General features: G+C 73.0%; 8 protein-coding genes. 5 read left to right on the forward strand and 3 right to left on the reverse strand.

From position 1 onward, the window contains the following. Nucleotides 1–20 precede the first annotated feature (20 nt). The 4 genes from treS to JD78_RS12500 all read left to right on the forward strand — a co-directional run bounded on the left by treS (nucleotide 21) and on the right by JD78_RS12500 (nucleotide 7,944). Nucleotides 21–1,880, forward strand: coding sequence for a maltose alpha-D-glucosyltransferase (gene treS / locus JD78_RS12485; protein WP_153360159.1), 1,860 nt, complete (start codon nucleotides 21–23; stop codon nucleotides 1,878–1,880). Beyond that, the gene (locus tag JD78_RS12490; protein WP_153360157.1) at nucleotides 1,880–3,250 is read left to right on the forward strand and encodes a maltokinase N-terminal cap-like domain-containing protein; all 1,371 of its coding nucleotides are present in this window, start codon (nucleotides 1,880–1,882) and stop codon (nucleotides 3,248–3,250) included. Before treS ends, JD78_RS12490 begins: the two co-directional genes overlap by 1 nt. 56 nt (nucleotides 3,251–3,306) lie before the next feature. Then, nucleotides 3,307–6,414, forward strand: a complete 3,108-nt coding sequence (gene glgB, locus JD78_RS12495; protein ID WP_153360155.1) for a 1,4-alpha-glucan branching protein GlgB — start codon at nucleotides 3,307–3,309, stop codon at nucleotides 6,412–6,414. 96 nt (nucleotides 6,415–6,510) lie between these two features. Beyond that, on the forward strand, nucleotides 6,511–7,944 hold the full coding sequence (locus JD78_RS12500; RefSeq protein WP_153360153.1) for a neutral zinc metallopeptidase: 1,434 nt from the start codon (nucleotides 6,511–6,513) through the stop codon (nucleotides 7,942–7,944). 29 nt (nucleotides 7,945–7,973) lie between these two features. Here the strand turns inward: JD78_RS12500 and JD78_RS12505 are convergent, their stop codons facing one another. Genes JD78_RS12505 through JD78_RS12515 form a run of 3 tightly spaced genes read right to left on the reverse strand, consistent with a single transcriptional unit; the run spans nucleotide 7,974 to nucleotide 11,249 of the window. Beyond that, nucleotides 7,974–8,945 carry a tetratricopeptide repeat protein gene (locus JD78_RS12505; protein WP_153360151.1) on the reverse strand — a complete coding sequence of 324 codons (972 nt, stop codon included), beginning with the start codon at nucleotides 8,943–8,945 and terminating at the stop codon, nucleotides 7,974–7,976. Between the two features lie 53 nt (nucleotides 8,946–8,998). Then, nucleotides 8,999–10,690, reverse strand: coding sequence for a coenzyme B12-dependent isobutyryl-CoA mutase large subunit (gene icmA, locus JD78_RS12510; protein ID WP_153360149.1), 1,692 nt, complete (start codon nucleotides 10,688–10,690; stop codon nucleotides 8,999–9,001). Nucleotides 10,691–10,739: 49 nt separating this feature from the next. Then, nucleotides 10,740–11,249: a MarR family winged helix-turn-helix transcriptional regulator gene (locus JD78_RS12515; protein ID WP_153360147.1), complete on the reverse strand. Its 510-nt coding sequence runs from the start codon at nucleotides 11,247–11,249 to the stop codon at nucleotides 10,740–10,742. Between the two features lie 191 nt (nucleotides 11,250–11,440). Between JD78_RS12515 and JD78_RS12520 the strand changes: the two genes are divergently transcribed. Further along, nucleotides 11,441–12,316: a PDDEXK family nuclease gene (locus tag JD78_RS12520; protein WP_153360145.1), complete on the forward strand. Its 876-nt coding sequence runs from the start codon at nucleotides 11,441–11,443 to the stop codon at nucleotides 12,314–12,316. Nucleotides 12,317–12,359: the final 43 nt, after the last annotated feature.

Consider the following 12,359-nt stretch of genomic DNA (forward strand, 5'->3'; position numbering starts at 1 on the left):
CGAACGAGGACCCCAGTTCCATGACCCTCCCCGTCCCCGCCCAGTCGACCCCCGGCACGGCTGAGCAGTCGGGCCTGCCCGCCCCCGGCAGCGACCCCGAGTGGTTCAAGCGCGCCGTCTTCTACGAGGTGCTCGTCCGCGGCTTCGCCGACAGCAACGCCGACGGCATCGGCGACCTGCGCGGCATGATCGGCAAGCTCGACTACCTGCAGTGGCTCGGCGTCGACTGCCTCTGGCTGCCGCCCTTCTTCGCCTCACCGCTGCGTGACGGCGGCTACGACGTCAGCGACTACACCGCGGTGCTGCCGGAGTTCGGCGACATCGAGGACTTCAAGGAGCTCATCAGCGAGGCCCACTCCCGTGGGATGCGGATGATCATCGACTTCGTCATGAACCACACCTCGGACCAGCACCCCTGGTTCCAGGCCAGCCGCAGCGACCCCGACGGCCCCTTCGGCGACTTCTACGTGTGGGCCGACGACGACACCGGCTACGCCGATGCGCGGATCATCTTCGTCGACACCGAGAGCTCGAACTGGACGTTCGACCCGGTCCGCAAGCAGTACTTCTGGCACCGCTTCTTCAGCCACCAGCCCGACCTGAACTTCGAGAACCCGAAGGTGCAGGAGGCGATCATCGACGCCCTGCGCTTCTGGCTCGACCTCGGCATCGACGGCTTCCGGCTCGACGCCGTCCCCTACCTCTTCGAGGAGGAGGGGACCAACTGCGAGAACCTCCCCCGCACCCACGAGTTCCTGAAGAAGGTGCGCAAGGTCGTCGACGCCGAGTACCCCGACCGGGTGCTGCTGTGCGAGGCGAACCAGTGGCCGGCCGACGTCGTCGAGTACTTCGGCGAGGACGGCGACGAGTGCCAGATGGCCTTCCACTTCCCGGTCATGCCGCGCCTGTTCATGGCCGTCCGCCGGGAGCAGCGCTTCCCGATCTCCGAGATCATGGCGCAGACGCCGGACATCCCGGAGAACTGCCAGTGGGGCGTCTTCCTGCGCAACCACGACGAGCTGACGCTGGAGATGGTCACCGACGAGGAGCGGGACTACATGTGGGGGGAGTACGCCAAGGACCCCCGGATGAAGGCCAACATCGGCATCCGCCGCCGGCTGGCCCCGCTGCTGGACAACGACCTGGACACCCTCGAGCTGTTCACCGCGCTGCTCATGTCGCTACCCGGCTCGCCGGTCATGTACTACGGCGACGAGATCGGCATGGGCGACAACATCTGGCTCGGTGACCGCGACGGCGTGCGCACCCCGATGCAGTGGACGCCGGACCGCAACGGCGGCTTCTCCACCGCCGACCCCCAGCGCATGCACCTGCCGCTGGTCGCCGACCCGGTCTACGGGTTCCAGGTCACCAACGTCGAGGCCCAGCTGCGGAACTCGAACTCGCTGCTGCACTGGACCCGGACGATGATCTCCATCCGCAAGCAGCACCCGACGTTCGGCGTCGGCAGCTTCACCGAGATCGGGTCGCGCAACCCCACGGTGCTGTCGTTCGTGCGCGAGTTCGGCGACGACGTCGTGCTCTGCGTCAACAACCTCTCGCGCTTCCCCCAGCCGGTCGAGCTGGACCTGCGGCGCTTCGAGGGCTACACCCCGGTCGAGCTGACCGGGCGCGTGCAGTTCCCCCAGATCGGGGTGCTGCCCTACATGCTGACCCTCGGCGGTCACGGCTTCTACTGGTTCGAGCTGCAGAAGCCCGTCGCGACGACGACCGAGGACGAGGAGGACTGGGAGACCACGACGAGCAGCAGCGTCGCACGGTCCCTGCTGGACTCCGGCCTGGTCTCCGAGGGCAACCCGGCGGGCAGCGGGGGCCTCGGCAGCGAGGCCACGACCATCGACCACGAGGGAGAGGCCTGATGACTGCGGTGACCGACCTGCTGGCCGGCTGGATGCCGGGACAGCGCTGGTTCGGGGGCAAGGGCCGCGACTGGGCCGAGGTCAGCGACGAGGGGTTCTTCCTCGACCAGTCCGACCCGGTGCTCTCCGTCCACCGCGTCCAGATCACCTACACCGACGGGGCGACCGAGACCTACCTCGTGCCCCTCTCCTGGCGCGAGTCGCCGGCCGAGGAGCTGGCCGGTGCCTTCATCGGCGCGGTGACCGGTTCCAACGGCACGGAGAACTACGCCTACGACGCGATGCGCGACCGCGAGGCCACCGTCCCGTGGCTGACCCACCTGGTGGCCGCCTCCACCGTGGGCCCGATGCGCTTCCACCCGGCCGGGGTCGCGCACATCCCCGAGGGGCTGCCCGGCGACATCATCTCCACCGAGCAGAGCAACACCTCGCTGGTCTACGGCGAGTCGGCGATCCTCAAGCTGTTCCGCCGGCTCGAGCCCGGGCTCAACCCGGACGTCGAGATCCACGACGCGCTGCGCCGCGCGGAGAACCCGCACATCGCCGGGCTGCTCGGGCACATCGAGATCGACGGCGCCCCCGGCGAGGAGCCGGCCACCGTCGCGATGCTGCAGACCTTCGTGCCCAACGCCAGCGACGGCTGGCGACTGGCCACCTCCAGCGTGCGCGACCTGTACGCCGAGGCCGACCTGCACGCCGACGAGGTGGGCGGTGACTTCGCCGGGGAGAGCGAGCGGCTCGGTGAGGCGACCGCCTCGGTGCACGCCGACCTCGCCCGGGTGCTGCCGACCGAACCCGCCGACCGGGACTGGTACCGCACGCTGGCGGAGCAGATGACCCAGCGGCTGGACGCGGCGCTCGCCGTCGTCCCGGACCTGGCCGAGCACGCCGATGCGCTGCGGACGCTCTACACCGCGGTGGCCGGCACCGAGGAGCCGGTCACCCGCCAGCGGGTGCACGGCGACCTGCACCTGGGCCAGGTGCTGCGCACCACCAGCGGCTGGATCGTGCTGGACTTCGAGGGCGAGCCGGCCCGACCGCTGGCCGCCCGGCGCGAGCTGGACACCCCGCTGCGCGACGTGGCGGGGATGCTGCGCAGCTTCGACTACGCCGCGCGGCACATGCTCGTCGAGCAGCCCGACGACCCGCAGCGCGCCTACCGCGCCCAGGAGTGGGCCGAGCGGAACCGGGCCGCCTTCTGCGCGGGCTACTCGGCCGCGGGCGGGGTGCCGCTGGCGGCCGACTCGGCCCTGCTGCGGGCGTTCGAGGCGGACAAGGCGGTCTACGAATGCGTCTACGAGGCGCGCAACCGGCCGCACTGGTTGATGATCCCGCTCAGCTCGTTGTCCCGGCTGACCTCCGGCGACTGATCCGCCGACGCGGCCGGCGACGACCACAGACCACCGAGAAGCACCTGGAGACACCGATGAGCACCGAGGACACGCAGGGGAACCCCCCCGACGCGGAGCCGGCCGGCAAGGACGAGCTGATGCGCCGGGTCGAGGAGAAGACGGCCGCCGTCCAGGAGGCCGCCACGACCGACGAGAACGCCACCGAGGCGGCGCCGCCGGCGAAGAAGGCCACCCGCAAGGCCGCCGCCACGAAGGCCCCGGCGAAGAAGGCCCCGGCCAAGAAGTCCCCGGCCAAGAAGGCGGCCGCCGCGACCGCTGACGCCGGTGCGCAGAGCGAGCTGCCCACCGAGGCGGCGCCGGCCACGAAGGCCACCAAGCGGACGACGAAGAAGGCAGCTGCGGCCGCCGCTGACGGCGACGCCGCCCCGGCCAAGCGCACGCGGAAGGCCGCCGCCAAGAAGGTGACCGCCGCGCCCGTCGTCGCCCCGGCGCCGATCGCCGAGCCCGGCGACCCGACCGCGCCGTCGGCCCCGCAGCCGGAGCCGCCGAGCCCCGACCCGGCCGAGCCGAGCACCCCGCAGGCGCCGGAGGACGGCGAGCACGCCGGTACCGGGGGCAGCTCCCCGGCCGAGACCGCCTCCGAGCCGGGCGCGGAGAGCGCGCCCGACACGGTCGGCGCGCCGGACAGCCAGGCGTCGGCCCCCGAGCCGACGACGGCGGAGACCGCCACCGCCGACCTGGTCGTCGGCGAGGTCACCGACCTGCCCCCCGCTCCCGGTGAGGCCCCAGAGCCTGCCGCCACCGAGCTGGTCGCGGCGCTGCCGGAGGGCGAGACCCCGGTGAGCACCTCGGTGCCCGCCGACGCCACCCCGGCCGGTCGCGAGGTGTCCGGCGAGGAGCTGCGCGCCGTCGTCGAGGGCTGGTCCTACGACCCGCACGGGGTGCTCGGTGCCCACCGACTGCCCGAGGGCTGGGCGGTCCGCACCCTGCGGCCGGACGCCGTGGCCGTGGTGGTCGTCGACCAGGACGGCACCCGGTACGAGGCCCACCAGCTGCACGGTGGCGGCGTCTACGAGGCGCGACTGCCCCAGCAGCCCGGTGACTACCGGATCGAGGTCGTCTACCCCAACGGGGACGGCGGCACCGACACCTACACCGTCGACGACCCCTACCGCTGGCTGCCCACGCTGGGCGAGGTCGACCAGCACCTGATCCGCGAGGGCCGGCACGAGAAGCTGTGGACCGTCCTCGGTGCGCACGTGCGCCACTACGACACCCCCGGCGGCCCCGTCGACGGGGTGTCCTTCGCCGTCTGGGCGCCCAACGCCCGCGGCGTGAAGGTCACCGGCGACTTCGACTACTGGGAGGCGCGCGCCTACCCGATGCGGTCGCTGGGCTCCTCCGGCGTCTGGGAGGTCTTCGTCCCCGGCGTGCAGGTGGGCACCCGCTACCGGTACCACGTGCTGGGCGCCGACGGTCAGTGGCGGGTGAAGAGCGACCCGATGGCGTTCGCCACCGAGGTGCCGCCGGCCAACGCCTCCGTCGTCACCGAGTCCACGCACGAGTGGCACGACGACGCGTGGCTCGCCTCCCGCGCCGAGAGCCGCTGGCACGAGCGGCCGATGAGCGTCTACGAGGTGCACGCCGGCTCGTGGCGGCAGGGCCTGTCCTACCGGGAGATGGCCGACGAGCTCGTCGCCTACGTCAAGGACGCCGGGTTCACCCACCTGGAGTTCATGCCGCTGGCCGAGCACCCCTTCGGCGGCTCGTGGGGCTACCAGGTCACCTCCTACTACGCCCCCACCTCGCGCTTCGGCAGCCCCGACGACCTGCGCTACCTGATCGACGCCGCCCACCAGGCCGGCATCGGCGTCATCGTCGACTGGGTGCCGGCACACTTCCCGAAGGACGACTGGGCGCTGGCCCGGTTCGACGGCACCCCGCTGTACGAGCACGCCGACCCGCGCCGCGGCGAGCAGCCGGACTGGGGAACCTACGTCTTCGACTTCGGCCGGAACGAGGTGCGCAACTTCCTGGTCGCCAACGCGCTGTTCTGGGCCAAGGAGTTCCACATCGACGGCATCCGGGTCGACGCCGTCGCCTCGATGCTCTACCTGGACTACTCGCGCAACGACGGTGAGTGGACGCCGAACGAGTACGGCGGCCGGGAGAACCTGGACGCGGTCTCCTTCCTGCAGGAGATGAACGCGACCGTGTACCGCGAGGTGCCCGGCGTCGTGACCATCGCCGAGGAGTCGACCGCCTGGCCGGGCGTCACCCGGCCCACCTACCTCGGCGGCCTGGGCTTCGGCTTCAAGTGGAACATGGGCTGGATGCACGACTCGTTGGGCTACATGGCCAACGCGCCGATCTACCGCAGCTACCACCACGGCCAGCTGACCTTCTCCCTGGTCTACGCGTTCTCGGAGAACTACGTCCTGCCGATCAGCCACGACGAGGTCGTGTACGGCAAGGGCTCGCTGCTGCGGAAGATGCCCGGTGACCGGTGGCAGCAGCTGGCCAACCTGCGCGCCTACCTGGGCTACATGTGGGCCCACCCGGGCAAGCAGCTGCTGTTCATGGGCTCGGAGTTCGGGCAGCTGTCGGAGTGGGCGGAGAGCCGCTCGCTGGACTGGTGGCACCTCGACGACCCGGCGCACCGCGGCGTGCTCGACCTGGTCCGCGACCTCAACACGGTCTACAAGGAGACCGAGGCGCTGTACTCCCAGGACGTCGATCCGGCGGGCTTCCAGTGGATCGACGCCAACGACGCCGGCGGCAACACGCTGACCTTCCTCCGGTACGGCAAGGACGGCCAGGTGCTGGCCTGCATCGTCAACCTCTCCGGCAACCCGCACCACGACTACCGGGTGGGCCTGCCGCGGGGTGGCCGCTGGCGCGAGCTGATCAACACCGACTCGGAGGGCTACGGCGGGTCCGGCGTGGGCAACTTCGGCGGGGTCGACGCCGTCGCCGAGGCGTGGCACGGGCAGCCGTGGTCGGCGACGCTCACCGCGCCGCCGCTGGCCACCGTGTGGCTGGTGCACGAGGGCCCCGAGCCCGAGCTGCCCGACTCCGGCGTGCCGGCGGACCAGGCTCAGATCGCCGCCGCCGAGGCCTCCGGTGCCGCCGAGGGCCCGGGCACCGGTCTGGAGCCAGCACAGCCCGACTCCCAGGAGTGACCCTGAGGTGGTGGCGGTCCCGTCGGGCCGCCACCACCTCCGCGTCCTCCAGGGGTGGACCGCCACCGACCCGGTGGCCTGGACGACAGGGAGCCGATGTCCACCTCCTCGCGTCGGCTCGCCGGCGTGGTGCTGGCCGCAGGGCTCGGGACGGCGACGCTGACCGGGTGCGCGGTCACCTTCGTCGAGGGCACGGCGACGCCGCTGTCCGGTCTGCGCGGTCCGGACGAGCCGGCGGAGTTCCCGGTCGTCGGCGCCGTCGACTCGGACGTCGACCAGATCGCCCGCAACGCGCTGGCCGACCTGAACCTGTACTGGGGTGAACAGTTCGGCCCGGTGTACCAGCAGGAGTTCCCGCCGCTGACCGGTGGCTACTACTCCGTCGACCCCGACGACATCGACCCCGTCGCCTACCCCGGCGGGGAGATCGGCTGCGGGGAGCCGCCCGAGGCGGTGACGGACAACGCCTTCTACTGCGGGCCCAGCCAGGAGTACCCGAACGGGGACGCCATCCAGTACGACCGGGCCTTCCTCGACGAGCTGGCCTTCGGCACCGGTGGGTCGGAGGGCTACGGGCGCTTCATCCCGGCGCTGGTGATGGCCCACGAGTTCGGCCACGCCGTGCAGGGCCGGGTCGGCTACCCGTTCCAGGCCTCCATCGCGATCGAGACCCAGGCGGACTGCTTCGCCGGCGCCTGGACCCGGTGGGTCGCCGACGGAGAGGCGCCGCACAACTCGATCCGGCCGGCCGAGCTGGACGACGTGCTGCGCGGCTACCTGCTGCTGCGCGACCCGGTGGGCACCGGCCTGAACGCCGGGGAGGCGCACGGCTCGTACTTCGACCGGGTCTCGGCCTTCCAGCAGGGCTTCGACGACGGCCCGACGGCCTGCCGGGACGACTTCGGCGGTGACCGCCCGTACACCCAGGGCGCGTTCCGGGACGACGACGACGCGCTGACCGGTGGCAACGCCCCCTACGCGCTGACCGTGGACCAGTTCCTCCCCGAGGGGCTGGGCGAGTTCTGGCAGCAGGTGCTCGCCGACCGCGGCCGGACGTTCCGCCCGCCACGACTGGAGCCGTTCGACGGCCGGGCACCGGACTGCGCCGACGAGGGGGCCGACGTCGACCTGGTCTACTGCGCCGGCGAGGACACGGTCGCCTTCGACGAGGCCGACCTCACCGAGCCGCTCTACCAGGCCGAACGGGGCGGTGACTACGCCGTCCTCACCGCCGTGGCGATCCCCTACGGCCTGGCCGGCCGGGCGCAGCTCGGGCTGTCCACCGACGGCCAGGAGGCCTTGCGCTCAGCGGTCTGCCTGTCCGGGGCGTTCACCGCCTCGGTGCTCAACGGCGAGAGCACGGTGCTCAGCATCTCCCCCGGCGACGTCGACGAGAGCGTCTCGTTCCTGCTCGAGTACGCCACCGACCCCGACGTGCTCCCCGACGCCGAGCTGACCGGGTTCCAGCTCGTCGACGTCTTCCGCACCGGCGTCTTCGACGGCCCCGCCGCCTGCGACCTCGACAGCTGAGCCCGGCCCCCTCGGGCCGTGCGGCCGCGTCAGTACAGGGCGAGGGTGAGCGCGCGGCGGGCGGCGCCGACCCGGGGGTCCTCGTCGCCGACGACGCCGAACAGCTCGACCAGGTGCTTGCGGGCCAGGTCGCGGTCCTCACCGGCGGTGCGGCGGATGACGTCCAGCAGCCGGTCGAAGGCCGCGTCCACGTTGCCGGTGCCCAGCAGCAGGTCGGCGGCGCGGGTCTGCGCGGCGACGTCGTCGGGCGAGGCGTCGGCGACGTTCAGCGCGTCGGGCCCGGCCTCCTCGGCCCGGCGGAACAGCTGCACCTGCCGCAGCGCGAGGCCGGCGACCGGGTGGTCGGGCTCGGCGTCGAGGATCGCCTGGTAGGCGGCCTCGGCGGCGGTCAGGTCACCGCGGTCCAGCGCGGCCTCGGCCTCGTCCAGCCGGGGGTCCTCCTGCTCGGCCGGCTCGGCCTCGGCGCCGCCGGGGACCGCTCCCCCGCTGGTGGCGGCGACCAGCTCGGTGACGAACTGGCGGGCCTGCTCCTCCGGGATGGCCCCGGTGAACTCGGCGACCAGCTGGCCCTGCCAGACCGCCTTGACCGCCGGGATGCCCTGCACCCGCAGGCCCTGGGCCAGCGCCGGGTTGGCGTCGACGTCGACCTTGGCCAGCACCCAGGAGCCGGCGCCCTCGGTGGCCAGCTTCTCCAGCACCGGAGAGAGCTGCTTGCAGGGCCCGCACCACTCGGCCCACAGGTCCAGCACGACCGGCACCTGGAAGGAGCGGTCGAGGACCTCGGACTGGAAGGTGTCCTCGGTGACGTCGACGACGGCGCTGCCCGGGGCGCCGGCCGGCGTGCTCGCCGACGGCGGCGGCGCGGCCTGGGCCCGGGCTGCGGCCTCGCTGCGCGCCTTGACCGCGGCGAGGTCGACGGCGCCGGCCAGTGAGGCGGCCATCTGCGCCTGCTGGGCGGCGGCGCGGGGGTCACGCGGAGCGGCGGGGCGGTTCGGCTGCATGGCCACGATCATCCCACCGGACGACCGGGCGCGTGGCGGCCGGTCGTCCGACCTCAGAACCGGGCCGGTTCGGTGTAGGTGCCCCACTCCGCGCGGAGGGCGTCGCAGATCTCGCCGAGCGTCGCCTCGGCGCGGGCGGCGGCGAGCATCGCCGGCACCATGTTCTGGTCCGTGCGGGCCACCTCGACCATCCGGGCCACCGCCGCGCGGGCCGCCTCGTCGTCCCGGTCCTGCCGCCGGGTGGCGAGCTCGGCCCGCTGGTCGAGCTCGACCTGGTGGCTGATCCGGAGGATCTCCAGCTGGTCCCCGTCGGTCACCGAGTCGGTGAGGGTGTTGACCCCGACCACCTTCTTCTCGCCCTTCTCCAGCGCCCGCTGGTAGGTGAACGCGGCCTCGGCGATCTCCCCGGTGAACCAGCCGTCCTCGATGCCCCGCAGGATCCCGCTGGTCATCGAGCCGTCGGAGCCCATCTCGCGGATCCGGGCGAAGACCTCCTCGGCCTGGGCCTCGAGGGAGTCGGTGAGCGCCTCGACGTACCAGGAGCCGCCCAGCGGGTCGGCCACGTTCGCCACCCCGGTCTCCTCGGCGAGCACCTGCTGGGTGCGCAGCGCGATCTGCGCGGCCTTGGCGCTGGGCAGGGCGAGCACCTCGTCGAGGGCGTTGGTGTGCAGCGAGTTGGTGCCGCCGAGCACCGCCGCGAGCGCCTCGACCGCCGTCCGCACGATGTTGTTCTCCGGCTGCTGCGCGGTGAGCGAGACCCCGGCGGTCTGGGTGTGGAAGCGCAGCTGCTGCGCCTTCGCCGTCCGCGCGCCGTAGACGTCGCGCAGCCAGCGGGCCCAGATCCGCCGGGCGGCCCGGAACTTGGCGATCTCCTCGAAGAAGTCGATGTGCGCGTCGAAGAAGAAGCTCAGCCCGGGGGCGAACACGTCGACGTCCAGCCCGCGGGAGAGGCCCAGCTCCACGTAGCCGAAGCCGTCGGCCAGCGTGTAGGCCAGCTCCTGCGCGGCGGTCGAGCCGGCCTCCCGGATGTGGTAGCCGGACACCGAGACCGGCTTGTAGGCCGGGATCGCGTGCGCGCAGTACTCCATCAGGTCACCGATGAGCCGCAGGTGCGGCTCGGGGGCGAACAGCCACTCCTTCTGCGCCGTGTACTCCTTGAAGATGTCGGTCTGCAGCGTGCCGTCCAGCTTCGCGAGGTCCGCTCCCTGACGTTCGGCGGCGACCAGGTACATGCAGAACACCGGGACGGCGGGGCCGCTGATCGTCATCGACGTGGTGGTGTCCTGCAGCGGGATGCCGGCGAAGAGCACGTCCAGGTCGGCGGCGGAGTCGACGGCGACGCCGCAGTGCCCGACCTCGCCGAGCGCGCGGGGGTCGTCGGAGTCCCGGCCCATCAGGGTGGGCATGTCGAAGGCGACCGACAGCCCGCCCCCGCCGGCGGCCAGCAGCGACCGGAACCGCTCGTTGGTCTGCCGGGCGTTGCCGAACCCGGCGAACTGCCGGATGGTCCACAGCCGGCCGCGGTAGCCGGTGGGGTGCAGCCCGCGGGTGAACGGGAACTCCCCCGGCCAGCCGATCCGCGCGAAGTCCGGGACGGCGCGTTCGTCGGCGGGCCCGTAGGCGGGCTCCACGGGCACGCCGGACAGGGTGGTGAAGTCCGCCTCCCGCACCCGCCCGGCGGCCTGCGCCGACTCGTACCGCTGCTGCCAGCGCTGGCGGGCCTCGCTGCCCGCGGGCTCGGTCATGGACAGATGCTAGGACGTCCTAGCATCTACGGCCAGCGGCCGACCTCGATCAGTCCGGGACGACGTCCCCCGCGCCGAGCCGGACCTTGCGGAGGATGTCGAACAGCGCGTCCAGCTCGGCCTCGGGCACGTCGGCCAGCCCGAAGTCCTGGCCGGTGAGCGCCTCGGTGGCCAGCGGGACGACGTCCCGGCCGGCGTCGGTGATCGCCGCCAGCACGCCCCGGCCGTCGGTCGGGTTGGGGCGCCGCTCGACGTAGCCGGCCGCGACCAGGCGCTCGATCGCGTTGGTGACGCTGGTCGGGTGCACCATCAGCCGGCTGCCGATGACCTTCAGCGGCAGCTGCCCGGTGCGGGAGAAGGTGAGCAGCACCAGCACCTCGTACCGGGCGAAGGTCAGCCCGTGCGGCTTGAGCGCCTCGTCGAAGCGGGCCAGCAGGATCTGCTGCACCCGGAACACGCTGGTCGCCGCCCGCATCGACGCCGCCGGGCCGAAGCGCTCAGCCCAAGTCTGCGCCGCGCGCTCGATCGGGTCGAAGGGCAGGCCCAGCGGTCGCACCATGGCCGCAGAGCGTAGTTGCGGGCTGCGACCGCCCGGCCGCGGCCGCCGCCCGCCGACCGCGGCCATCGAGTGCCGACCTGTCGACGCCGGTCGCTGCGCCGACATGTCGATGAGTCGACACTCGCCGATACCCGCACCAGGGCTGTGGACAGCGCGGCCGGTCCCCGCGCCCGATCGGCCAGGCTCCCCCGGTGGTCGCCCCCGCACACCGCCCGCCGGCACTCCGCGGACGGGTCTTCCGCGGCACCACCGCCGTCCGGGCCGGGCTGGTCACCCGGCGACAGCTGGACAGCAGCCCCTGGCACCGGCTCTTCCGCGACGTCTACGCCTGCGCCGACCTGGCCGTCACCCATGAGCTGCGCGCTGTCGCCGCCGCGTCCGTGCTGCTGCCGGGTGCGGTCGTCACCGGAGCCAGCGCCGCCGTCCTGTGGCGGCTGGACGCGGCCGGCCCGGACGACGACGTGGAGCTGACCGTGCCGCCGGGCACGCCTGCCCGCGCGGTCAGCGGGCTGCGGGTCCGCCGGGCGCGGATCCGCCCCGAGGACCTCACCCGCCGGCGCGGCGTCCCGGTCACCACCCCTGAGCGGACGGCGGTGTCACTGGGTGCCGAGCGTCCGCTCGACGAGGCGGTCGTGCTCATCGACCAGTTCGCCGCCGCCGGCCTGGTCGACCTCGGCGACGTCCGGGCGATGGCCGCAGCGACCACCGGCCGGGGATGCCGGAGGGCCCGGGACGCCGCCGCGCTCGCCGACGGTCTGGCCGGCTCACCCCAGGAGACCCGGCTCAGGCTGCTGGTGCACCGCAGCGGGCTGCCACTCCCGGTAGCCCAGCACCCCGTGCACGACGGGCGGGTGTTCGTCGCGCGCGTGGACTTCGCCTGGCCTGCGCAGCGCCTGGCACTGGAGTACGACGGGCTCTGGCACGCCGAACCCGGTCAGTTCGCCGCTGACCGCCGCCGCCTCAACCGCCTGCTCGCCGCGGGATGGCGGGTCCTGTTCGTCACCGCGGCCGACCTGCACCGGCCCGATCGGCTGATCGCCCGGATCGCCGCTGAGCTCGCTCGCTGAGTGTCGACTCGTCGACGTGTCGGCCTGGCCAGAGGGGTCGGCA

Origin of the sequence: Modestobacter roseus (assembly GCF_007994135.1) — a bacterium.
In the GTDB taxonomy this organism is placed as follows: Bacteria; Actinomycetota; Actinomycetes; order Mycobacteriales; family Geodermatophilaceae; genus Modestobacter; species Modestobacter roseus.